Origin of the sequence: Bacteroides salyersiae WAL 10018 = DSM 18765 = JCM 12988, assembly GCF_000381365.1 — a bacterium.
Taxonomy (GTDB): domain Bacteria; phylum Bacteroidota; class Bacteroidia; order Bacteroidales; family Bacteroidaceae; genus Bacteroides; species Bacteroides salyersiae.
Map to the genome: position 1 here is coordinate 717,570 of NZ_KB905466.1, position 23,873 is coordinate 741,442.

A 23,873-nucleotide genomic window follows, 5' to 3' on the forward strand; every position below is an offset into this window, starting at 1 on the left:
TCCTCTATTCTTCTTTTGTATGACAAATCAATTTGTGTATATCCACATCCAAAACTTCTGCTATCCGTGCCAATGTGTATAAATCGGGTTGTGAATGATTGTTGCACCACTTTGATACCGTTGCCGGATCTTTCTTCAAAGTTTTGGCAAGCCACTTACTCATAATCCCCTTTTCAGCTAAAACAGCCTTTATACAATTCAAATTCGCCATATTGTATTCAATTATAGATTGCGTCAAATGCAAAGTTACACATTTTATTTGAATTATGAGCATAATAAAGGAAATTAAATCCGATATATGTGGTGTATGGCAAAAAACTTAGTGGAAAGTAATGGTAGTATGGGATTTATTTGCTAATTTTGCATTGCTTTTGAGAGAATAAAAACACTAACAATGCAGAGAAACAGAATGAACATATTATCAATAACAACCACAATTCAGAGCAATAAACGCACTGAATCTGTGTCGAGTGTTCATGTTTCACGCATCGAACCTCGTATAGTAAATACTTTCCAACGAACATAGCGAGTACACTTTTGTACTTTGAGTGAGAATATAAACTGAATAGTTGGAGAGTCCTTACCAAACCTCCAACTATTTTGTTTTTATGCCCATTTGCGACAGTCGCCTTTGTGATGCTCTTCTGCCTTTTCCGTCTAATGGGCTATAAGTAACCAGATTATTAATGTGCAGTGATGCACACATAAATTGAAAAGAAATGAACTATAAATTTGATGGCAACAAGGTGTTCTTTACATCTGATACCCACTTTTATCACGGGAATATCATTCGTTTCTGCAACAGACCGTTTAAGGATGTGGAAATGATGAATGAAACTATCATCTCCAACTGGAATAATACAATCGGACAGGATGATATTGTTTTTCACTTGGGCGATTTTTGCCTTGGCGGTTCAGCTGAATGGACTAAAATGCTTGACAGATTGAACGGCAGGATATATCTGATTATGGGCAACCACGATTTGAAAAATATACGCCAAGGATACATTGACAGATTTGAACATGTGGCAATGCAGATGCACATAGAGGTAGGCAAGCAAAGGATATATTTGAACCACTATCCTTTTCTATGTTTTGATGGCGGATACAAAGATGTGTGGCAATTGTTCGGTCACGTTCACACAAGGAAAAATAACACCGGCATTGACGCTGCCAGGCTTCAGTATCTCTACCCGACTCAATACGACGTCGGAGTTGATAACAACAACTTTACACCTGTATCATTTGAGCAGGTTAAGAGAATTATATCCAAACAGATTGAAAAAGGAGGACAGTAAGATGAAGATACAATACATGAGCGACCTGCATTTGGAGTTCAGTGATAACAGCAGGTGGTTAAAACATAATGAATTACCTGTAACGGGTGATATTTTGGTTCTTGCCGGAGATATATTTTACTTGAAGAACAAGATTGTACCTTTGAATAATTTCTGGGAATGGGCTTCTGCTAATTATCGTCAGGTACTCATCGTGCCCGGAAACCACGAGTATTACAATTATTGTGACGCGATGGATAAGGGGTTGCAATGGAATTGGTTATTCAAGGAAAATGTAGGGTATTATCAGAATCAGGTGATACGGATTGATGATACAGATTTTATCATGAGCACTTTGTGGTCTCAAATCTCACCAGCTGACGAATATTTTGTGTGGAAAGGCATGAACGACTTCCGGCAGATAAAGTATAATGATAAATTGCTCCAAACAGAAGAATTTAATCAAATGCATATTTTCTGCTTGGATTTCATCAAGAAAAGTCTGGCAGAAAGCACCGCAAAACACATTGTGGTGGTAACACATCATCTTCCCACATTGGAAGTGGTTGCCCCTCATCATAAGGGTTCAGTGCTGAATAGCGCATTTGCTACCAATTTGAGCAAGCTTATAGCTGACAGTCGCATTGACGCTTGGATTTATGGGCACTCGCACACTAACATCGATGCTGAAATAAACGGAACAAAGGTCGTTTGCAATCAAATGGGATATGTTTGTCAAAATGAACATATCACCAATGGTTTTGAACCGGGCAAGAACCTTACCTTGTGACAAGCATAGACCTGCCAAGTATCTGTTTTTAAGCCTCAATGTATCATATAGTAAATGAAAAAGCATCTTTTTCTATATTATATGATATGTTGTAGCTTAGGATTTTCTATTAAAGTTCATTGACCTAAAAAACGAAAGAGGCACTTTTGCGGAAACCAATAAAAGATCAAAATTTATTTTATTGGCAGTGACATCGGAGAGCGAATAAACATCTTCCATAACAGCCACATTTTAAACTTCTCGGGAGCAAAAACACTAATAATAGTTCAATTATAAACTATTATTTCATAGAATTCGATAAAACTATTTTGCCGACCAAAAGAAAAACGACTTTACTTTATCCTCGTATTCATATATACGTCCATTAAAGTAAAGTCAAAAAGAGGGAGAAAGAAAAACATTCGACAAGCAAACGATTTTTTCTTTTGGCCAGCACCGTTATAATACACTACATCATCTTCAACCTTTGGGAAACAATCAGCTGAATAACCACGAACATCACCACCGACAAAATGCGATGCAATATATTCCATACTTTTCACTAATACACCTCAAATCAGCCCTTCAAAAATGATTTTGCACAAAGTTTTTCACTTGCTTTCATAATCCGAAAAAATGCACTAATTTTGTACTCGTTCAGCGAAGAAAAAGAAGTGCAAAACGGACTTTTCTACCATTTTATTTATAAAATATTGGTAGTCAACTGGTCTAATATGCTGCATCGATATACAAGGCTCAGAATACATTCACATAGAAAAACAAGAGACTGACTCTAAACAATAAGAACCAGTCTCATTTAGTATCGACTAATTGGAATATAACAATTCCTTCATTGAAACCTTATTAATCATAATTATAAGATAAACATTCGTATCCCCAAATATAAATAGCTTTCCAAATAATCAGCTCATTCACTTCCTCCACCCAATGAACGATACAGATTAATGATTCCCTGTATCTCATCAAAACGATCTGAAACAGCATCCAACTCCGCTTGTAGCAATGCCTGACGGGCTGTCAATACCTCAAGGTAATTTTGCGAACTATGTTTCATCAACAACTCTGCACTACGCACAGCTGATGTTAAAGCAACAACCTGCTGTTCATCAAGTTTCAATTTTCCTCTTGCCGTCTGCCATTGTACCAACGCGTTATTAACCTCTGTACCGGCATCGAGTAGACTTTGACGGAAAGACAATAACGCCTCTTCTTGCTGTGCCTTGGCTACTTTCAAATTAGCAATATTCTGTCCACGATTAAAAAGTGGTTGTATAAGCGAGCCGACAACAGAAAACAACCATTGACCAGGATTGGTTATTACAACACCTGCTGCATTAGTCCACCCAGCAGAACCCGAAAGCGTAATTGACGGAAAGAATGCGGCTCGGGCTTGGTTTGTTACATAGAATGCAGCAGCCAGCACAGCCTCACTTTGTCGTACATCCGGACGACGTTGCAGAAGCTGTAACGGTACACCGACTAAAAGCGTATCAGGAAAAGACTGGCTGGAAAGTGTTGAACGTGTGATGTCTCCTGGAACAGATCCCAATAATGATAACAAGGTATTTTCCAATTCGGTAATCTGTCGTTCAAGTGAAAGCAATGAAGCATCTACAGACAATTTACTCGCTTCAGTCTGTGCAACAGCCATATCAGTGGTCTGACCGGCATTTTTAAGAGCTTTCATCACACGCAGATTCTCACTCCAGTTTCTGGCTGTACGACGACTGATATTGAGCTGTTCATCCAACATCAACAATGTATAATAACTATTGGCAATAGTAGCTATCAACTGAGTTTGTACAGCCTGACGGTAAGCTTCACTCTGTTCCAGTACAACACGAGCTTCCCGTTTAGTATTGGTCAGTTTACCGAAAATATCAATCTCCCAACTAGCCGAAGTAGCCAAATCGTAACTCTTGGTTGTTTTACTATGTTCCACCTTGCCTATTGTTCCTTGAGGGCTAAGGCTAATAGATGGTAAATATGAAAGACGTGCCGACTGAAGAAGTGCTTCGGCTTCTTCGGCACGAAGACGGGCAATACCCAAATCTGAATTATTACAAAGACCAGTCTCAATAAGTTTCTGTAAATGTGGGTCCGTAAACAATTCTTTCCACGAAAGGTCGGCAATGGAAGCAACACTGTCGGCAGGCGAAATCTGCTGACGGTAAAGACTGTCTATAACCGCCACATCAGGTCGCTTATAGGTCCGATAAACCGAGCATCCCCCCAGTACCACCGACAAGCATATACATATAATTATTTTCTTCATTGTACAAATATATTCTGATTATTAATCTTTTTTTCCAACTTCGGCAATTGACGCTCAGGCATGAAACGTTCCTGCAAATATTGGAATATAATAAAAAGTACCGGTACAATAAAAAGTAGGGCAACCGTACCGATTAGCATACCGCCAACCGTCCCCACACCGATAGAAATATTACCATTGGCTCCCACACCCGAAGCAAACATCAGTGGAAGCATTCCAAAAATCATAGTCAGTGAAGTCATAAGAATCGGACGCAAACGAACTTGTGCAGCAGATACCGCTGCCTGGGAAATGCTCATACCTTGACGGCGGCGTTCTGAAGCATATTCAGTAAGCAGGATTGCCGTCTTAGCCAGAAGTCCTATCAGCATCAACAAGCCAATTTGCAGATAAATGTTATTTTCCAAACCGAACATTTTGGCAAAAAGGAAGCTTCCGGCAAGCCCAAACGGAACAGAAAGAATAACTGCAATCGGAACGAAAAGACTCTCATAAAGAGCACATAGGATCAGGTATATGAATACTATGCAAATGACAAAGATAATAGTCGTGGAACTGCCTGTTGAAGCCTCTTCACGCGACATACCGCCAAATTCATAGCCGTAGCCTGCCGGAAGTGTCTCCGCAGCCACTTCACGCACCGCCTGGATAGCCTGACCGGTACTGTAACCGTCAGCAGGGGTACCGTTAACACTAATAGCCGAGAAAAGATTGAAACGGGAAAGTGTCTCAGCTCCATATACACGCGTAAGTTTCAGATATTGCCCCACGGGACTCATCTCACCTTCATCGTTCCGTACAAACATATTATTCAACGCTTCCGTATCCAAGCGATATTCGGGAGAAGCCTGTACCATCACACGATATAATTTGGAAAAACGGTTCATGTTGGAAGCGTAGTTACCACCGATATAGCCAGACAATACTGAAAGTACATCGGATGGAGAAATACCGTTGCGTTTGCAACGAGAAGCGTCCACCTCCACCAGAAACTGAGGAAACTTGTTATCAAAGGAAGTTGTAGCACGTGCAATTTCAGGACGGGCATTCAGTTTGTCAATCATCTGCCGTGTAATAGAAAGTAGATCTTCTATCTTTCCTCCCTTCTGATCCTGTACATAGATTTCAAAACCGCTACTCACGCCATAGCCCGGGATCATAGGGGGAGCAAAAACCATTATATCAGCTGAAGCGATATCGGCTGTACGGCGGTAAATTTCAGATATTACAGAATTAATATCATCTCCCTCTTCCGTACGTTCATTCCAATCCTGAAGACGGACAATGAACATACCATTAGCTGCCCCCTGTCCGCTAATCATAGCGTTACCCGTAATTTTAGAAAACATACGGATTTGCGGAATGTCCTTGATACGACGGTTGATCTCATCCATCACAAGCTGTGTCTCTGCCAGATTACTTCCGGGAGAAGTACGTACATCAATGAAAACTGTACCCATATCCTCCTGAGGCACAAGTCCTGTCTTGGTTGTTCTCATCAAGAAAAAAAGTCCGCTACCGGCTACCACCAGCAAGACTACGGCCAGCCATTTACGCTTGAGCATGAAAAACACACCACTTTTATACTTCATCACAACCCGATGGAAAGCCGTATCAAAAGCAACATGAAAACGTGAGGAGAAACTCATCTTTCCTCCATTACCAGTATCCGCATGTGGGGTCATGATAAGCGCACAAAGAGCCGGACTAAGAGTCATGGCGTTAAGAAGAGAAATACCTACTGCCACAGCCATCGTAAGACCGAACTGGGTATAAAACGTACCGGTCGTACCTCCCATGAACGATACGGGAATGAATACCGCCATGAAAACGAAAGTAGTAGTTACCAAAGCTGAAGTTATATTGCCCATAGCATCTATAGTGGCAAGATAAGGAGATTTGTAGCCCTCGTCAAATTTCGCCTGCACAGCCTCGACAACAACTATCGCGTCGTCCACCACCGTACCGATTACCAGTACTAAAGCAAAAAGAGTTAACATATTCAGGCTAAAGCCCGCCACAGCCAGAAATGCAAAAGTTCCGATCAAGGAAACAATAATTGAAACAGCAGGTATGAATGTGGAACGAAAACTCTGTAGAAAGACATACACCACCAAAATAACAAGGATTATAGCTTCAATAAGCGTTTTGATCACATTTTTGATGGATGCGTCAAGAAAGTCTTTCGTGCTCATCAAGTCAGCTATTTCCATGCCATTTGGAAGATTTTTTCGAATATCTTCTACTACCCTGTCAATCTCCTCAATAATTTCATTGGCATTAGAACCCGATGTCTGGGCAATCATACAATTAGAACCCGGATGACCGTTCACCTCACCTATATAAGTATAAGTACGCGATCCCAATTCGATAGTGGCCACATCTTTCAGTTTCAGTTCTTCACCGCCAGGAAGAGACTTGATAACCATATTCTCATAATCCTGTTCAAATTCATAACGTCCACGATATTTGAGCACGTACTGGAACGTATTTTCCGATTCAGTACCCAAAGTTCCAGTCGGGGCCTCAAGATTCTGTTCATCAAGGACTGCCGTAATATCACTCGGAACAAGGTTGTAACGTGTCATTTTACCCGGGTCAAGCCAGATACGTAATGAGTAGTCTGACCCCATTACATTAACTTCACCCACACCGGCTATACGAGCTAAACGAGGTTCGATATTAATTTTTAGATAATTATTTAGGAATTTCTCATCGAAAGAATTATCCGGACTGTACAGAGCCAAAGCTTTGATATTACTGGTTTGGCGTTTACGTACCGTAATACCGCTTCGTGTGACCTCGGTTGGAAGCAATCCCTGTGCGGAAGCAATACGGTTCTGCACATTCACCGTTGCCATATCTGGATCCGTCCCTTGACGGAAATAAATACGGATATTAGCCATTCCGGCATTGGTAGCTGAAGAAGTCATGTACATCATATTCTCCACGCCATTGAGGGCCTCTTCCAAAGGCACAACAACACTCTTCAGCACAGTCTCGGCATTAGCACCCGTATAGTTAGCCTGTACACTTACTGTAGGCGGCGCTATTTCGGGAAACTGTTCAACAGGTAATTGAACAAGGCTGATAATACCCAATATAAGGATGAGGGCGGAAATTACACCCGCCAAAATGGGTCTGTCAATAAAAGTCCTTATTTTCATGACGCAGATTATTCATTAGTAGTCGTGTAAGTATCTATTTCAGTTCCTTCGCGTACAAGACCGGCACCTTCGGCAACAATCACATCACCAAGAGACAGACCGGACTCGACAATATATTCCGTCCCGTTATTCAACCGAAATACATCAACCGGAGTTGACTTCGCCTTGCCATCAACCACTTTATATACGAAGACACGGTTCTGTAATTCATAAGTGGCAGCTTGAGGAATAGCAATCACACTGTCACGATACGAAGGGACAAATACCGTACCACTACCACCATTACGGAGTAGTTTCTCCGGATTGTCAAACTCCGCACGCAAACTTACCGCACCTGTACTCTCATCTATGCTCCCACTCACTGCGTTGATCTTACCGGAATGGGAATAAGCCTTACCGTTGCTCAAGGTCAGCTCTACATCAGGCATCTCAGCCATTGCTTTCTGAAGCGAACCGTATTGTTGCACCAAATCCAATATCTGATTCTCATTCATTGAAAAATAGGCATAAATTTTCTCATCATCGGAAACTGTTACCAATGGTTCCGCAATATTGCTACCCACAAGAGCCCCCACACGATAAGGAATCATACTGGCAACCCCGTTAACAGGACTTTTAACTTCTGTATAAGACAGATTATTACGGGCATTGATTTCCTCTGCCCGAGCCTGAGCAAGACTGGCCTGAGCTTCTGCAAGGGAATTGCGAGCGGTTTGGAGATCAAATTCCGAAACCACATCCTCTCGGAACAACTCCTCTTTACTCTCCGCCGTAAGCCGGGCAGTAGCCAGACGGGATTCCGCACTCTTTACATTAGCTATTGCCATTTCGAGTGCAGCTTTATAAGGAACCTGGTCAATAATGAACAATACCTGTCCTTTTTTTACCACGTCACCCTCATTCAAACGAATTTCTGTAATGATGCCATCCACCTGCGGGCGTATCTCAACATACTGCCTACCTCGCAAACTAGCCGCATATCCGTTTTTTAGTGTCCGATCAGTAAATTCCACACGAAGTGTCTTGTACTTGACACCCGGCTCTTGCTGTTGTTTAGAACTACACGAAGACAGCAATACCAAAACTGATAATAAAACGAAGAAAACTTTCATTATTTTTCTGTTTGTTTATTTATTATTATTGAATGAAAATTAGTTTCCCAAAACAGTCGGTGACAAATCTAAAAAGATTTTGCATACATTCTAAGAATGTGTTGACGAACAGTAGAAATGTGTTGACGAACGACAACAATCCAGCGTTTGAAGTATGAGAACAAAGAATTATCTTTGCAGAAACAACTTAATATTTAATATAAAAAGACCAAGTATAGATGTTTCTAAAAAGAATAAAGAAAAAAGTGAGGGGAACAGCAGAAAGTGCCGTTGCATATCCCAGAATAACCCTCTATGTAGACCTGCTCTTTTGTATAATCATATTGCCCCTAACTATCCTGCTTGTCCCAGTAGACAAATGGTTTGTAACTCAGCCTGCTTTTGTAGTGACGCTGGTCATATATCTTTACCTACTTTATTTCGTCTACCGCAAAGTGAGTATTCCATCACTGTTCATGCGTAAAAGGTATGGATGGATTATAATGACAGTTATCATGCTCTTGTTTGTAACTGAACTAATGACTCATTTCCCCTTGCCGGAAAATCCTCACTCCAAACTGCCTCTGGATTTCCGCCGCCATTTGCATTCCCAAACCGTATGGTTCTTTTTCCTTATCATATCCGGTTTTGGACTGGCCATTGAAGTCACCTTCGAACTTTTCCGTCAAATGCTTGCCCGTCAAGAAGTGGAAGCAGAGAAAAACCGCGCCGAACTGGCCATGTATAAAGCACAGATAAATCCACATTTTCTATTCAACACTCTCAATACTCTGTATGGACTGGTTATAACTAAATCTGACCTGACCGAATCCGCCTTTGTCAAGTTCTCCAATATTCTCAAATATATGTACCATAATGCCTCAGTCGAAAAAATAGACGTAAAAAGTGAAATAGAATATATCCGACAATATGTTGAACTACAACAGTTACGTCTCAACCATCACACCAAGGTCATATTCGAGAGTCATACAGATCAGGAATATGTGAAAATTCCTCCAATGATCCTAATCACCTTCGTGGAAAATGCATTTAAATATGGGACATCTTCTTCCGAAGACTGTACCGTGCTCATACGGATTGTCGTAGAAGACGGTACATTACTTTTCAAGACATGTAATTCCATCATGAGAGAGAAAGAACAGGATAGCCCCTCCATAGGTATAGAAAACTGCCGAAAGCGTCTGAGACTACTTTATCCTGAACGTTTCACATTGCTTACGGAAAAGGATGAGAACAAACGGGAGTTCAGAACAAAATTAATCATACAGCTTTCATGAGAAAAATTAACTGCATAGCCATAGACGATGAACCCATCGCGCTATTTATCATCAAACAGTTCTGTGATAGAAAAGGAGGTATGGAAATAACCACCTTCTGTGATCCCCGCATTGGGTTGGAAGAAATCATACGAACAAAACCGGACTTAGTATTTCTTGACATTGAAATGAACGGTCTCAATGGTCTGGATGTAGCAAAAGCTTTACCTGTGGAATGTACCCTTATCTTTACTACTGCACACGCCAAATATGCACTCGACGGTTTCAATCTGGATGCCGTGGATTTTTTGCACAAGCCTATAGCTTATAAACGTTTCGAAAGGGCTGTGGAGAAAGCTATGCTACATATAGGAGGACTTACAGAACCATGGAATGAAGCCATGCAGGAAAATATTGTCGTAAAGCAAGACTACACCAGTATAACTGTACCTATTTCCGATATATTTTATATTGAAGCAATGGAGAATTATAGCAAAATATTCCGAATCTGTGGAGAAAATATCATTTCGAGACTTAATATAAAAGCTCTCCATGGAATGTTGCCCAAAAACTACTTTTTAAGAGTGCATCGTTCTTTTCTGATTCCATTAAACAAGGTCAGCCAATTCTCCAAACAGGAAATACATCTTCAAGGACTTGAAAGAACCATTCCCGTAGGGAGAAGCTATGCTAAGTATATATATGAAGTACTGTCTCAAAACAAAAGAAAATAGGGGGCATCTGGATAGCCACGAACGTACCGATGCTATCTTGAAATCTCTTATGCTGTCCGGAGATAAGTGACATGCCTACACAAACAAGGTTCTGTTTTTATAACCGATATCTCTACCATTATTTAAGGACGTATAAAAGATAGACTTCTGTCTTCTTCCGCAAACAAGATTGCCGTATTCACCAGTGCCAGATGGGAATATGCTTGTGGAAAATTGCCCAGTTGTTCTTTGGTATTGAAATCGATGTCTTCACTAAACAATCCCAAATGGTTTGCATATTTCAGCACCTCATCAAAAAGACACCTGGCCTCTTCTCTTCTACCTGTAACAAACAACCCTCGTATCAACCAGAACGTACAAATGGTAAAAGCGGAAGAAGGCATGCCAAAATCGTCCTCACTGTTATAGCGATACATCAATCCCTTATAAAACAACGCTTTCCGGACAGCTTCCACCGTCTTATGGTAACGGATATCATCAGCTTGGATGAACCCGTAAGGCTCCATCAGTAGCAAAGATGAATCCAACGCTTCGTTATCGTAAGCCTGAGAGAAACTTTGCATTTTTTCCTTCCACCCATGTTCCATCACATCCTGGCGGATATTATCAGCTTCCTGCATCCAGCGCTCGGAATCACCGTATTTGCCCAACATACGGGCTATCTTTACACCCCGATCCAAGGCCACCCAGCACATCACTTTAGAAGAAACAAAATGACGGCTTTCCCCCCTGATTTCCCAAATACCTTTGTCTGGCTTCTGCCAGTCTTCCTGAACAGTGTCAAGAATACTTTTCACCATTTCCCACATGTCTTCTATCTCATCCAATGTTCCCGGCATCAAGCGATAATACTGGTAAATTAAGTCCATTAAATATCCGAAAGAATCATTCTGCCGTTGATGATACGCATCGTTCCCTATACGGACAGGTCTGGAATCTTTGTAACCAGAAAGATGCTCCAAAATAACTTCAGTCAATTTGCGTTCTCCGCGTATCCCATACATAATCTGGTAGGATCTCCTGTTAGCAACAAATGTGGACTGTATAAATTTCATAAAACGCCTGGCAGCACCCGCATGCCCTACTCGGAACATGGTTTCGATTGACATGGAAGCATCCCGCAACCAGCAGAACCGGTAATCCCAATTTCGAACATCACCCACCGTTTCGGGCAGACTCGTAGTTAATGCCGCCAGTACAGCACCCTTATAGTAAGACATCAGTTTCAATACCAACAAGCTTCGTTCTATCACGTCATTATAAAGTGTATACTTTTTACTTCGATTTGTCCAGTTCAGCCAGTAAACCAACGTCCGACAATACTCCAGTTTTTCACGTTCAATATCTATCGGAATCACTTTTTCATTATAGGAAAGCAACATAAATTCGTCTTTTTCAAGCTGTACGGTTCGCTTCAACGAGATGTCCTCCAAAGGCAAGGAGGAATACAGATATTGCCTGTCTTTGCTATCGGAAGAACAATAAGTCTCGATATAATCAGAGGTTGTATTATAAATGACTTTCCCACGGGCATAATTCGGAGCTGGACTATATTTAATTTTAAACTCCGGTTTACCTCTTACCAGATGAATATAGCGGTACAGCTCAGCCGGAATATATTGCCCCTTACTATCATTCTTAAAACGATAACAGGGCATGAAATCGAGTACATCAAATTCTCCCGCTTCTGATAAGAACTTGGTAGAAAGTATATTAGTATGTGGAACATACGTTTGTAATATCCGATAATCAGAATTTACCTCGAAACCGAAGCAACCTCCCTTCTCCCGGTCGAGCAACGCTGCAAAAATAGATGGGGAATCAAAATCCGGGAAACATAACCACTCCACATTCCCTGTTTCGGAAATCAGAGCAGCAGTACGCCCATTGCCTACAACACCATAATTCAAATTCATCGTACAATCATTTTATAATTTCTTCAATAAACCTTTCAAAAAATCGACAGTTGTCTCTATACGCCTCTTTATCATTTCACCTTTACGGTGTCTCTGCTCCCTTCTGGCAAGTGCACTAAGAAACGGCAGGACATCCTGCTGTGAAGGTAAATTATAAGAGGCTATTTCCGAGATACTGCCAACCTTTATCGCCACCGCATTACGTGGTAATGCCTGAAACATGTCGTCATCGGTTGTATCATCCCCTATGGCCAAAATAAAATCATAATGCATATCAACCATCAGACGTTTTACTTCAGACCCCTTGTTATAATCAGGTGATTTTATCTCTACCACTTTGTTGCCCTGCATAATCTGTAATTTCTGCCGAGAACAAATGGAGATCAGTGCATTTACCAGTTGTTGGGCACGCAAAGCCCCCAACCATGCATCACTTTCCCTGTAATGCCAAACAAGAGCGGTCTCTTTCACTTCCAGACGGGCGCCCGGAGTTTTGCTGACAAACAATCGCAAAATAGACAGCAAACCGTTTTCCCAATCCATTTTTTTCATATTGTTGTGCCATACTCCATGTTCCTTGTAGAAAGCTCCATGTTCTGCCGCAAAAGAAACGGGAAGATTACCCAGCCATTTCTCCAATGTATAATGGTCACGTCCGCTATTTATCACCACATGGTTTGCCGGGTCATCAGCTAATCGCTGCAACAACGCGATCAGTTCCGGTGTCGGCTTCGCATCTTCCGGTCTGGCTTTGAAAGCAACCAATGTCCCGTCATAATCCAGTAAAACCAACCGGCGTACCGCCTGATCATACCGAAGTTTAAGGGATGCAATCGTAGCTGCCGTAAGCCGCTTATGCCGTAATTGTTCATTCTTCAAATAGGTGTTTCTCAGTTCATGGATAAAATCGAAAGCCCATTTATCCACTGTCTGAACGGATATGACGGCTTGCATACGTTTTAAGCGGTGTACCTGTTCTTGCACAGGCATTTCCAATGCATGGCAAATGGCATTCTCTATCTGCTCTGTATCGTTCGGGTTGATTTGGATGGCACCGGTCATCTCTACGGAGGCACCCGCCATTTCACTCAGTATTAAGACTCCCGGAGTATCAGACTTTGCCGCCACGTATTCTTTCGCCACCAGATTCATACCGTCACGCAAAGGTGTCACTAAAGCAATATCCGCCACACAGTACATGGCTACCAGTTCCTCCCACGTAAAACTGTGATAGAAATAACAAACCGGTGTCCAGTCCATAGTGGAATAACGCCCGTTAACAGAGCCTATTTCTTCGTCTATACGGGTTTTCAATTCAGCATAACTACCCACATGATCGCGTGAAGGCACAATGATCATGGCAAGCGTCACTTTTCCGTGGTACTCAGGATGATGTTCCAGAAAAGAAGAGAATCCATGCAGACGATGCAAGATACCTTTACTGTAATCAAGTCTATCTACGGATAATATCAACTTGTGATTTCCAAAAAGCTTGCGAGTATGATCAATAGCTTGCTTTACTTGAGGATTACAAGAGGCCTTATGATAGGAGTCATAGTTGATTCCCATAGGCAATGCATCTATTCGCGCCACACGATTTCCAAGTTGTACTTCATCCAATTTGAACTCAAGATGCAATACACGTTCCACGGCACTGATAAAATGCCGCATATAATCGTGCGTGTGGAAAGCAATAAAATCAGCTCCCAATAAACCTTTCAATATTTCAGCCCTTTCCGGCAGTATACGGAAAAGTTCGTAGGAAGGGAAAGGTATATGGTGGAAATAACCGATGCTCAGATCCGGATAGACCTTGCGCAACATGGCGGGTAACAACATCAACTGATAGTCCTGTACCCAAACCACGTCTCCTGGGCGTATCACACGGCAAATTTCATCACAAAACAGCTGGTTCACCTCTTTATAAGCTTGCCAGAAAGATTTCTTATACAATGTATAGGCATAAAAATAGTGACAGAGAGGCCAGATTGTACTGTTACTATAACCTTCGTAGTAATCCCTGATTTGTACTTCCGTAAGGAATACCGGATGAAAGTTCATTTTATCCAGTTCAGAGGTAATTTCCAATTTTTCCTCTTCTTTGTCAACACACAATCCTGGCCAACCGATCCAGTGTTTCTCATAGGAAATCTGAAGGGAATTAAGCCCGGTGGTCAATCCGCCTTCACTGCGTACAAATGAGAAAGTCCCATCTGCACTGGTAACCTTTACCGGTAATCTGTTTGATATAATATAAAGTTTCATGATATTTCTATATCAATATATATACCAATATGGTCAACTACAACACAACACACTGATAAATAATCAACTAACAAGAATATATTCAATTGCACATATCTCCTAAAATGAAAATCCCCTTTCCATTTTGAAAGAGACAGGGATTTCATACCGGCAGTAAATTACTAAATGCCCATTATTTGTATCAATAGTTGAAACTTTTTCTCTACAAAAACACCTTTTAGAAAAAGGAAGTGAGGGAAATGGTACTTCCCTTACTTAAAGAGAATGCCAACCAAATGCTAAAAAGGTAAAGGATATATAGCAAAAAAAGAGTTGACAATTAATTGCCAACTCTTCTCTAAATATACTTTGATTCACTTGTAACCACCAAAAACATTGCTTATCTTTGTGTTACAGAGATATTTGAAATGATGCAAAGCAATGTAATATGTGGCAGGACTTTCACTATTATATCATTACCTGCCTTTTTAAAGAAACGCTTTTAATCGCTGATGTCCCATAAAAGAAAATATCAACACCAATAATAAAAAAGACAATGAAAAAAGAAATTCTGTTTGTACTGTTAAATAACTTTGCCGATTGGGAAGGAGCTTATATTGCCCCGAACCTCACTTTGGGTGTTGAACCCGGAAGTGAAAGCAAATATGTAGTTAAAACTGTGGCTGTCACTAAAGATCCGGTAGTATCATGCGGTGGCTTTAAGGTATTGCCCGATTACGGTATCGACAACATTCCTACCGATTATGCAGGAATAGTACTCATTGGCGGTATGAGTTGGTTCACTCCGGAAGCTGAAACCATCGTTCCTTTGGTAAAAGATGCCATTGAGAATCGAAAGTTAGTAGCAGGAATCTGCAACGCTTCAGTCTTTCTTGGAATGCACGGTTTTTTAAACAAGATAAAGCACACCAGCAACGGATTGGATTACCTAAAGGCTTATGCCGGGGCAAACTATACAGGTGAGAACTTCTATATAGACGGACCAGCAGTCAGAAGTGAAAACATTGTAACCGCCAACGGGTTTTCTGCTCTGGAATTCTGCCGTGAAATACTCTATGCGCTGGAAGCAGACTCTACCCAGAAGATAGAGAGAAGTTACCGTATGCACAAAACAGGTGTTTGGGAAGACCCGGAAATGGAATAAACGGAATAGGCTGGATACAGATATAGTACAGAAAAACGACTCCGGATAAAGAACGATTATACGATACTGAAAGATGGATGACAAAGAACTTATTTTTGAAACCAGGGCATTGTTTCGAGAATGGCTGGAAAACGCAGGTACAACGAGCGACGGGATTTGGTTGGTATTTGCGAAAACCAATACGCTAAAAACACTGTCGGCTCATGAAGCACTCGAAGAAGCATTGTGCTTTGGCTGGATAGATGGTCAGATGCAATCCATCAATGAGGACAAGTATAGAAAATATTTTGCCCGGCGAAGAGAAAAAAGCAATTGGTCGGACAAGAACAAAGAGCTGGCTCGGAAACTTATTCAAAAGGGACTAATGACTCCGAAAGGAATGGAAGCCGTAGCCTGTGCAAAACAAAACGGACAGTGGGACAACTCCAAACGTAGCACCGCCTCCGAAGAACAAATCCGGATGTTCAGACAGCTCATTGAGCCACATGAACCTGCTTATACAAATCTATTGGCTATGTCCGATTCTGTGCAACGTACCTATACATTGTTTTATCTGGATGCCAAATCGGATAAAACTCGCCAAACTCGTATGGAAAAGATTATCGACAGACTTAATAAGAACCTCAAACCCATGTAGCCACGACTTTTATGAATGTTGAAAGGGAAAGATAAAGCCGCATATCAGCACCGTGCTTAGCGACACTAAGCACGGTGCATACTACCTGTATGAATAGTGCTTAACAAAGGTAAGCACCCGGCTTATGGTCATTGGTATGCCTTTTCATTTTTTCTCTACGCCCTTTCACCCAGTACCCTCCCGATATAAGCAAGAAAATTTAGCTGTACCGCATCAGAACGTCACATCCATCTTCACCATAAAGGTACGCGGAGCTGCTACCGACATCGGCCGGGAAGAATACTCCTTATTCAACAAGTTATTAACCATAAACTGAAATGCAACCTCTTTTGTAGCCTTTACTCCCAGACGGATATCCACCGTAGCATAATCCGTATTGTGTTTTTTCCAATAAGTAGCTAATGTTTCGCCATCGATACTACCGAAAAGCAAACTACGCACATAATCCATCACTTCCGGATTGCCATTCGGTTTTTCACGCTCGTCCAACATGATATAATCCACCGCAAGCGTCTTACTTCTCCAAGCCACATTCATACCCAGATTTATACGTTTCCACTCAAAATCGAGCGTAGTTTTAAAAGTATGTTTCTGGCAATATTTCAAATATTTGGAATTATTCGACTTCTCTTTCATCTGCAAAGGATCGGTATAAGTATCCTCCAATGCATTACGTTCTTTATAATCCGCATCACGCGGCTCAGTGTATACATAGCCCAAGTTATAATACAGTTTCGTGTTCTTATTAAAATTATATACACCATTTGTGCTGACTTCCATCCCATAAATCCGCGCTTTGGAAACATTGTGGAATTGTGCTCCAATACCGAACCCTCCTTGACCAAGCAACATCTCGACCGCATCCGAAATGCTGTTTATCATCTTGTTATTGCCATTATTGAACAATCCGAACTGGAATTCGATCATATCTTTATACTCGGTATAAAAACCTGCCACGTCCAACATCCCCTGAAGATTACCAAGCTTATACCCTTGCTTGAAACCAAGTTCGGCATTGAAACCTTTCTCCGCACGAATATTTTCATTCGGATATACACCTACCCCACCGATGTCCTTACGCAGATATTTCTCTACTACCGACGGATTGCGATACCCCTGTCCAAAGCTGGCGCGCAGAAAACTATAATCGGCAAGCTGATAATTCAACCCGGCACGCAAAACCGGACGAAAAGGAACTTTTGTCCCAAAAATCTTTGTTTCGGCCTCCCGGTAATGATTATTTATACGATAATATTCGGCACGCACTCCGGCCGAAACGCTCAGACGATCCCCAAAACGTTGATCGTATTGAAAAAAAACAGCCAGATTATCACTCTTATAAACCTGATCGATGGCCGAAGAATAGTGACGAGTATGCCGGAAAGTGGTTCCGGCAGTGATCTGTGCACCACTATCCCAGCGTTTATTAAACTGATAATCGAGAAAATAATCGTTGCACTCATCCGTTCGCGTACTACCATTATTCTGTTCCGGATTAAGAATATCAGAGAGCCAAAGCACCAGATCACCGGGCATCTGCCCATTCTGCAACGCACCCAAATCAGAGGGCAGACCGCTTGCCATCATCCAGGCAATAAGGTCACAATAATCGGCAGTAGTAGCATTGGGGAAAATAGGATTCAACAAACCGAGCGCTCCGTTGACCGCACCATTCAAATCACCTTGCAAAAGCGGCTGCACCAAAGGCTAATCTCCACAATGGCTGATAATCACCCGCATCCTTCAATATACAAGTTAAAAAAGTCATTTTACACAGGACTAAAATCACCAAGATTTACCCATGATTCTCAGAAGTTTCTTATGTTTGCACACATAAATTATCAGTTGATCCTTTAATTCAAATTCAAACCATGAGATTCATTGCATTACTACTTACTGCGTTTATCAGTTTACAATCGTTCAGCGAAGAAAAATTCCCGGATGGAACTCCCATTCCCGACTGGTTCAGACAAAATGAAGTTGTCAATATCCAGACATTAGGTAAGAAATACAACATTCTTGAATACGGTGTCATCAACGACAGCACCCTTCTCCAGACCGAGAAAATCCAATCGGTCATCGACCAGGCATCCCAACAGGGAGGTGGCGTTATCGTCATCCCTAAAGGCACATACCTCAGCGGCTCTCTTTTCTTCAAACCGAAGACCCATCTGTATCTGGAAGAAGATGCCGTTTTAAAAGGAAGCGATGATATCAGCAACTTTCCTATTATCGATACGCGCATGGAGGGACAGAGCTTGACATACTTTGCCGCATTGGTAAACGCCGATAAAGCAGACGGGTTCACGATCTCCGGAAAGGGAACCATCAACGGTAACGGGCTGCGTTACTGGAAGTCCTTCTGGCTGCGCCGCAAAGTGATACCCAAATGCACAAATATGGACGAATTACGTCCACGGTTGCTATACATCTCTAATAGTAACGATGTACAAATTTCCGGCGTCAGCCTTATCAACTCCCCTTTCTGGACTACCCATCTTTACCGTTGCAACCGTGTGAAGTTATTGAACCTGCATATTTTCTCTCCCGCCACCCCGGTAAAAGCTCCGAGCACCGACGGTATCGATATAGATGTTTGCAGCAATGTGTTGGTGAAAAATTGCTATTTATCAGTAAATGACGATGCCATTGCCCTGAAAGGCGGTAAAGGGCCGTGGGCGGATCAAGATCCCAATAACGGCGGCAACAGCAATATCATTATAGAAGATTGTACCTACGGTTTCTGTCACAGTGGCCTGACGTGCGGAAGCGAATCCATCCATAACCGCAATATTATCTTCCGCCGTTGCAAAATCAACAATGCGACCCGCCTTTTATGGCTGAAGATGCGTCCGGACACCCCACAAAAATATGAATATATCCTCGTAGAAGACATCACAGGAGATGCCAAAAGTTTCTTATATATCAAACCTTGGACACAATTTTTCGATCTCAAGGATCGCAAGGACATTCCGATGTCTTACTCCGACCATGTGACCCTGCGTAATATCGATCTTGAATGCGATGTATTTTTCCACGTAAGTCAATCCGACCAGTATAAACTGACAAACTTTACTTTCGAAAACTTGAATATCAAAGCAAAGAAACCAGAATGCAACAAAGAAATAATCAACCCGTTCATCTGGAAAAACGTAAAAGTAGTGCCTGTACAGGGAAATCCCTCAAGTAAGCATTAAAGATATGGATTCCACAACCCTCTTTATTCTGTTACAAAACAAGAGATTTGTGGAATCCGTATTTAAAAAGGTCAGATGACAGACCCTCCCATCTCGCAGTAAAAGAGCCCTCTCTTTGCAGGATATCAGAATTTTATCAATCGTTTAGGAGAACCGTGCCATGAACATCCCAGACAATACACTTCCGTAAAATCGAACCCTTCCGTCGAAGCTTCCTCATCTTTGGGAATCACAACTCCTTCTTTCGTGATATATACCAACAACCGGTCTCCTTGCTCGTTCTTTACATACATGCCGGCAATTTTACATTGTGGACAAAGCATTTTTCTCATCCGTTCTATTCTCCTCTTTTTTTAAAATTCGGCTGCAAAGATAATCCTATTATCAGAAACTAATAGAAAATAATGCCTCAACCTGAAACTTTCCATAATCGATCGGCTGAATCAACCGCACGCCTGTTGTGATCGGATAGCTCATCCGCAATACATTCCAATCGAAAATAAGGTCCGTTCCGAAAGAGCTTTGAGTGGTCCATGCACCCTTGCTACGGGCTTGATTACGTGACAAGTCATAGAACAGGTTGGCCCGCATTCTCCGGATATAGATCAGAGAACCGATACTGAAATCGGGAGAAAATATAGGAAGGGCATAATCTGCCTTAAACGCCCACTGCCGGTGCGTCTGATATTGGAAATTATATCCTCGCGGTTTCTCCAGCAAGTGTTTGGGAAGGTACAAAGCCTTGCCGTCAAGCTCCTGATACTGATATCCGAAACGAAGCATCAGCCCGTGATTACGAAGAATACCGGGCCAGTAAGTCGTTAACCGGCCTGCATAAAGGGCACCGTAATTCTCCTTGTTGAATGGAGTGGTGAGATACTGCAAACGGAGCTGGTAACCATTACGGGGTAAAATATCCCGTTGCGCTTTCCGCCTGTAATTATAGAACAATATTTCCGGCAACACATATTGGAAAGCATGAAACTCCCGGCTGCCATATTCCTGATACCGGTTATTCGTAAAATAATAACTCACCGCAGGCTGTATGCCGCGTATACGATGGTTACGGGTCAAGTTGAAAGGAAGATAAATCCGAGCTTCAGCCTCCAGATAAGTACGATCGGTATAATATCCCCGCGTCACCTGTTGCCCCTTGTCGTTCTGAGCCCAAGCCATATCAAAAGCTTTATCACCATAATCGGCAGCAATATTAACGACCGGAAACCAGCCTTGATAAGTAAACGACAGTTTGCCGTGATGGTAACCTTTATCATAATACCAGCCAGCCTGCATAATAGCCGTGTTCAAGGTGTTTTGAGACATGATGGTCGCCCCGGGTTTAACGATCGTACTCAGATCGGAAGCACTCGTGTTCATAGCTTCGGCCACATCATAATAGAAAGGCGCCCAACTATGAATCTTGAAAGTATGCACACCCTTCCGATAACGCTTGGGTTGAAAATCCACCGGTTCCAAACGAGCCGAATCCAGATTAAATTTCTCTTGTCCGGCCAAAGTCTCCACAAAGGGCATAGAGACCGGACGATCAAAATCTGTCTTCTCCGCTAAAAGACTATCTGCCGGAAGAGAAGCGATCCGGTAACCGTTTGCCTGATAATCAGCAAAGAACAGGCGATTTCCCGAATGTGTAAATGAAGGATCAAAGGCACCGAAGCGCGCACACGTCAAACGATAAACCTGATGGTCCGCCAGATCCAAACAATAAAGATTATTAGTTCCATTCGCCCCGGATTCGAAGTAAATCCGTCCGTCTTTCCAGACAGGAGAAGTAATATTAACAGAAGCAGTGCTCAACAGCTCTTCCCATTGCCCGGAAGAAGGGGTAAACTGCAACAGGCTGATTCCGGCATCTGTCACTGCAACCGCTACCACTTCATCCTGATCCGTAAACGTCAGTTCTTTAATAAAAGCATTGCCCGGCACCTGAAAAGCAAACAGTTCTTTACCATCTTCAAGCTCTACCAGTACAAGCTGATTCTTTCCGTCGACCGTAGTCCGTGAAACAGCAGCCACCTTTCCGTTTTTATCCACCGACGGAGAGAGATAACGCTGTCGGGGAGTGATACTTTTTATACGTCCCTCTTTCAGATCATAACACTTCAGCACGGAATAATTCTCATGTGTCCAGCGAAGACCGGGAACGATCTCTGTCCAGTATATCTTCCCGTTACGGTAGTCGAGACGGCTATTGATACTGCCGATATAACTCAACCGTTTCTCTTTCCCATGAACGATTGTCACCAGCGAATTGATATCTTTCAATCCCGACTTCACGGCAACCACCGTAGAATCATCGACCGGACAGGGATACCTGTACGAAGTATAATCTTTTTTATCGGGCGAATGATAGGATGGAACAAGACTGCAAGTATCCTGTTGTTCCCATTCCTTCCGCAAATAATCGAAAGTATCCTGATAAAGCCGTTTAAAGCTGCTTCCCGTATAATGTTTGAACGAACCCTCAAAGAAAATATTACGGACATAGCGGCTGGTCGTTTTATCCCAAATATCGGCTCCGTACCGTTGTCGTGCATAGGAAGTGAGATCATAACCCAGCGCGTAATACGTACCGGTATAATTCTTGTACGAACCCAATAACCATTTATCGAAAGAATAAAACTTATCCCCTCCCAACATTTGTGCACGATAAGCCATATTAAACTCCGGCAACCGTCCTCTACCACCGTTAGACATAGCCGTTTCAGTACCTACCGCATCGCCCTCCAGAAACCAGACCGGCAGAAAAAAGGCAGCAACGCCCGCCGCCTGCTCACCTATCAGATAATAAAAAGGCTTGAAAATTCCACTCATCACCTTTCCTGTCTGAAATACATGACGTGATTCGTGCAGTACCAGATGTTTATCCCACCTCTGAACTCCCAGATCGGAAGAAGGAGTCGTGATAAGTTCCATTCGGCGGGGAGCCCACGACACCATACCGTTGGACTGCATATTGGCAGGATGAAGAATAACGGGAAACCGGGCTTTTATCGGCTTACCGATGGTTTTCTGTATATGGGGGTAAGCATTTTCAAGATAAAGTGCATAATGATAAGCCATAGAATCCGTTCCCTGCGGATAAACCAGATTATAGTGCGGTAACCGCACGATATTCCATTTAAAACGGGCCGGATCCGAACCATAATCCATAAATTGGGCGCGAATACTAATCGAAGCCGACAGACAGATAAACAAAAGAAAGAGATATTTCGATTTTGACATTTACAAGGTTCATTTAATTGACAGCTACAAAACTATAAAAAATCTTCTGGGTTATCAGCTAAAAGTAAATAAAATCGGAAATAAGTACCACAATATTCAAATAAAAGAAATGATTGTCCGCATGAACTCACAAAGCTACACAGACTTTTTATCCGATAATTGCATATGCAGAATCGGGAAAGGCTTTCCCATTCCATCTACAGCATCCCGACCGACAACTTCAAAGCCTCTGTTCTGATAAAAGTGAAATGCTTTCTCATTTTGCTCGTTCACGTCAACTTTATATATCCGTTTTTCATGAACGGCAAAATCAATCAAACACTTGCCATATCCCCGTCCCTGCTCATCGGGATGCACGAAAAGCATTTCTATATTATCTTCGCTCAATCCTAAAAATGCCGCAATCCGGCCGGTACTGCCGCGAAGCATATAAAGCTCTACGGCCTGAAAATACTCATCCCGCACCAGAGGTTTATAAAACAGAATATCATTTTCCGTCAGAAAGTGATGAGTACTACGGACTGCCAGCTCCCATATCCGGAGCAATTCATCATAGTCTTGCCTATCGGGTTGTTCGATCATAAAATATTCCGGTATTAATTCGATTGTAAATATAAAGCTTTTTTCTATTATGCTACCTTCCGTTCCGTACAAATGTTCTCAGCCTTCATTCAAGACCGTTTCACAATGCAATAATCCCTATGATAAAAGAACCTTCTTATCAGAACTAATCCAATGCCAGACACGTCAATATATCCCTAATAATCAAACAGATATATTCCATCTTCTCTGAAGTCATATTTCCCACATCCAAAACATGTAGTGTACTGAATAAGTTGACACTTTCTAAATCAAAAAAA

17 protein-coding genes and 1 pseudogene are annotated in these 23,873 nt (G+C 42.0%); 7 read left to right on the forward strand and 11 right to left on the reverse strand.

Translation table 11 applies throughout. The annotated features are described in order from the left end of the window. Positions 1-4: 4 nt before the first annotated feature. Positions 5-211 carry a helix-turn-helix transcriptional regulator gene (locus tag HMPREF1532_RS02900; RefSeq protein ID WP_025819225.1) on the reverse strand — a complete coding sequence of 69 codons (207 nt, stop codon included), beginning with the start codon at positions 209-211 and terminating at the stop codon, positions 5-7. Between the two features lie 508 nt (positions 212-719). On the opposite strand from HMPREF1532_RS02900, the gene HMPREF1532_RS02905 reads away from it, so the two are divergent. Next, entirely contained in the window at positions 720-1,298 is a 579-nt protein-coding gene (locus HMPREF1532_RS02905) for a metallophosphoesterase (protein WP_005924546.1), read from the forward strand. Position 1,299: 1 nt separating this feature from the next. After that, positions 1,300-2,067 (forward strand): metallophosphoesterase, encoded by a 768-nt coding sequence (locus tag HMPREF1532_RS02910; protein ID WP_005924548.1) that lies wholly within the window; start codon positions 1,300-1,302, stop codon positions 2,065-2,067. A gap of 332 nt (positions 2,068-2,399) precedes the next feature. Here HMPREF1532_RS02910 and HMPREF1532_RS02915 read toward each other — a convergent pair whose 3' ends face one another. The 4 genes from HMPREF1532_RS02915 to HMPREF1532_RS02930 form a co-directional block, all read right to left on the reverse strand. Next, complete coding sequence (locus HMPREF1532_RS02915) at positions 2,400-2,600, reverse strand: hypothetical protein (protein WP_025819226.1); 201 nt, start codon at positions 2,598-2,600, stop codon at positions 2,400-2,402. A 374-nt stretch (positions 2,601-2,974) separates the two neighbouring features. Then, positions 2,975-4,342, reverse strand: a complete 1,368-nt coding sequence (locus HMPREF1532_RS02920; protein ID WP_005924552.1) for a TolC family protein — start codon at positions 4,340-4,342, stop codon at positions 2,975-2,977. Continuing rightward, positions 4,339-7,509 (reverse strand): efflux RND transporter permease subunit, encoded by a 3,171-nt coding sequence (locus tag HMPREF1532_RS02925; RefSeq protein WP_005924554.1) that lies wholly within the window; start codon positions 7,507-7,509, stop codon positions 4,339-4,341. Before HMPREF1532_RS02925 ends, HMPREF1532_RS02920 begins: the two co-directional genes overlap by 4 nt. A gap of 8 nt (positions 7,510-7,517) precedes the next feature. Further along, positions 7,518-8,621 (reverse strand): efflux RND transporter periplasmic adaptor subunit, encoded by a 1,104-nt coding sequence (locus HMPREF1532_RS02930; protein ID WP_005924556.1) that lies wholly within the window; start codon positions 8,619-8,621, stop codon positions 7,518-7,520. Positions 8,622-8,839: 218 nt separating this feature from the next. Here HMPREF1532_RS02930 and HMPREF1532_RS02935 point away from each other — a divergent pair, with 218 nt between their 5' ends. Together HMPREF1532_RS02935 and HMPREF1532_RS02940 are read left to right on the forward strand one after the other, a co-directional pair. Then, positions 8,840-9,898: a sensor histidine kinase gene (locus tag HMPREF1532_RS02935; protein ID WP_005924557.1), complete on the forward strand. Its 1,059-nt coding sequence runs from the start codon at positions 8,840-8,842 to the stop codon at positions 9,896-9,898. Further along, the gene (locus tag HMPREF1532_RS02940; protein WP_005924560.1) at positions 9,895-10,611 is read left to right on the forward strand and encodes a LytR/AlgR family response regulator transcription factor; all 717 of its coding nucleotides are present in this window, start codon (positions 9,895-9,897) and stop codon (positions 10,609-10,611) included. The genes HMPREF1532_RS02935 and HMPREF1532_RS02940 overlap by 4 nt, the downstream gene beginning before the upstream one ends. Before the next feature lie 122 nt (positions 10,612-10,733). Here HMPREF1532_RS02940 and HMPREF1532_RS02945 read toward each other — a convergent pair whose 3' ends face one another. Continuing rightward, positions 10,734-12,527: a glycoside hydrolase family 15 protein gene (locus HMPREF1532_RS02945; RefSeq protein ID WP_005924563.1), complete on the reverse strand. Its 1,794-nt coding sequence runs from the start codon at positions 12,525-12,527 to the stop codon at positions 10,734-10,736. 12 nt (positions 12,528-12,539) lie between these two features. Next, complete coding sequence (locus HMPREF1532_RS02950; RefSeq protein ID WP_005924566.1) at positions 12,540-14,792, reverse strand: bifunctional alpha,alpha-trehalose-phosphate synthase (UDP-forming)/trehalose-phosphatase; 2,253 nt, start codon at positions 14,790-14,792, stop codon at positions 12,540-12,542. Between the two features lie 535 nt (positions 14,793-15,327). Here HMPREF1532_RS02950 and HMPREF1532_RS02955 point away from each other — a divergent pair. Beyond that, entirely contained in the window at positions 15,328-15,936 is a 609-nt protein-coding gene (locus HMPREF1532_RS02955) for a type 1 glutamine amidotransferase family protein (protein WP_005924571.1), read from the forward strand. Between the two features lie 73 nt (positions 15,937-16,009). Then, positions 16,010-16,573, forward strand: coding sequence for a YdeI/OmpD-associated family protein (locus HMPREF1532_RS02960; RefSeq protein WP_005924573.1), 564 nt, complete (start codon positions 16,010-16,012; stop codon positions 16,571-16,573). 213 nt (positions 16,574-16,786) lie between these two features. Here the strand turns inward: HMPREF1532_RS02960 and HMPREF1532_RS02965 are convergent. Next, positions 16,787-18,265, reverse strand: a pseudogene (locus tag HMPREF1532_RS02965) (TonB-dependent receptor plug domain-containing protein); the annotation flags it as partial. A gap of 179 nt (positions 18,266-18,444) precedes the next feature. Between HMPREF1532_RS02965 and HMPREF1532_RS02970 the strand changes: the two are divergent. Next, a complete protein-coding gene (locus HMPREF1532_RS02970) occupies positions 18,445-19,770 on the forward strand; it encodes a rhamnogalacturonidase (protein ID WP_005924580.1) in 1,326 nt (441 codons plus the stop codon). A gap of 125 nt (positions 19,771-19,895) precedes the next feature. Here HMPREF1532_RS02970 and HMPREF1532_RS02975 read toward each other — a convergent pair whose 3' ends face one another. The 3 genes from HMPREF1532_RS02975 to HMPREF1532_RS02985 form a co-directional block, all read right to left on the reverse strand. Then, positions 19,896-20,102, reverse strand: coding sequence for a hypothetical protein (locus HMPREF1532_RS02975; protein WP_005924583.1), 207 nt, complete (start codon positions 20,100-20,102; stop codon positions 19,896-19,898). Positions 20,103-20,154: 52 nt separating this feature from the next. Beyond that, positions 20,155-23,013 (reverse strand): TolB family protein, encoded by a 2,859-nt coding sequence (locus HMPREF1532_RS02980; RefSeq protein ID WP_005924586.1) that lies wholly within the window; start codon positions 23,011-23,013, stop codon positions 20,155-20,157. A 135-nt stretch (positions 23,014-23,148) separates the two neighbouring features. Beyond that, positions 23,149-23,595, reverse strand: coding sequence for a GNAT family N-acetyltransferase (locus tag HMPREF1532_RS02985; RefSeq protein ID WP_005924589.1), 447 nt, complete (start codon positions 23,593-23,595; stop codon positions 23,149-23,151). Between the last annotated feature and the right edge of the window lie 278 nt (positions 23,596-23,873).

What these genes read in the sequence shown, in the direction of transcription:
- HMPREF1532_RS02950 (WP_005924566.1), bottom strand. Translation starts at nt 14,792, where the DNA reads ATGAAACTTTATATTATATCAAACAGATTACCGGTAAAGGTTACCAGT.
- HMPREF1532_RS02975 (WP_005924583.1), bottom strand. Translation starts at nt 20,102, where the DNA reads ATGAGAAAAATGCTTTGTCCACAATGTAAAATTGCCGGCATGTATGTA.
- HMPREF1532_RS02960 (WP_005924573.1), top strand. Translation starts at nt 16,010, where the DNA reads ATGGATGACAAAGAACTTATTTTTGAAACCAGGGCATTGTTTCGAGAA.
- HMPREF1532_RS02920 (WP_005924552.1), bottom strand. Translation starts at nt 4,342, where the DNA reads ATGAAGAAAATAATTATATGTATATGCTTGTCGGTGGTACTGGGGGGA.
- HMPREF1532_RS02930 (WP_005924556.1), bottom strand. Translation starts at nt 8,621, where the DNA reads ATGAAAGTTTTCTTCGTTTTATTATCAGTTTTGGTATTGCTGTCTTCG.
- HMPREF1532_RS02945 (WP_005924563.1), bottom strand. Translation starts at nt 12,527, where the DNA reads ATGAATTTGAATTATGGTGTTGTAGGCAATGGGCGTACTGCTGCTCTG.
- HMPREF1532_RS02935 (WP_005924557.1), top strand. Translation starts at nt 8,840, where the DNA reads ATGTTTCTAAAAAGAATAAAGAAAAAAGTGAGGGGAACAGCAGAAAGT.
- HMPREF1532_RS02910 (WP_005924548.1), top strand. Translation starts at nt 1,300, where the DNA reads ATGAAGATACAATACATGAGCGACCTGCATTTGGAGTTCAGTGATAAC.
- HMPREF1532_RS02925 (WP_005924554.1), bottom strand. Translation starts at nt 7,509, where the DNA reads ATGAAAATAAGGACTTTTATTGACAGACCCATTTTGGCGGGTGTAATT.
- HMPREF1532_RS02985 (WP_005924589.1), bottom strand. Translation starts at nt 23,595, where the DNA reads ATGATCGAACAACCCGATAGGCAAGACTATGATGAATTGCTCCGGATA.
- HMPREF1532_RS02955 (WP_005924571.1), top strand. Translation starts at nt 15,328, where the DNA reads ATGAAAAAAGAAATTCTGTTTGTACTGTTAAATAACTTTGCCGATTGG.
- HMPREF1532_RS02970 (WP_005924580.1), top strand. Translation starts at nt 18,445, where the DNA reads ATGAGATTCATTGCATTACTACTTACTGCGTTTATCAGTTTACAATCG.
- HMPREF1532_RS02905 (WP_005924546.1), top strand. Translation starts at nt 720, where the DNA reads ATGAACTATAAATTTGATGGCAACAAGGTGTTCTTTACATCTGATACC.
- HMPREF1532_RS02900 (WP_025819225.1), bottom strand. Translation starts at nt 211, where the DNA reads ATGGCGAATTTGAATTGTATAAAGGCTGTTTTAGCTGAAAAGGGGATT.
- HMPREF1532_RS02915 (WP_025819226.1), bottom strand. Translation starts at nt 2,600, where the DNA reads ATGGAATATATTGCATCGCATTTTGTCGGTGGTGATGTTCGTGGTTAT.
- HMPREF1532_RS02940 (WP_005924560.1), top strand. Translation starts at nt 9,895, where the DNA reads ATGAGAAAAATTAACTGCATAGCCATAGACGATGAACCCATCGCGCTA.
- HMPREF1532_RS02980 (WP_005924586.1), bottom strand. Translation starts at nt 23,013, where the DNA reads ATGTCAAAATCGAAATATCTCTTTCTTTTGTTTATCTGTCTGTCGGCT.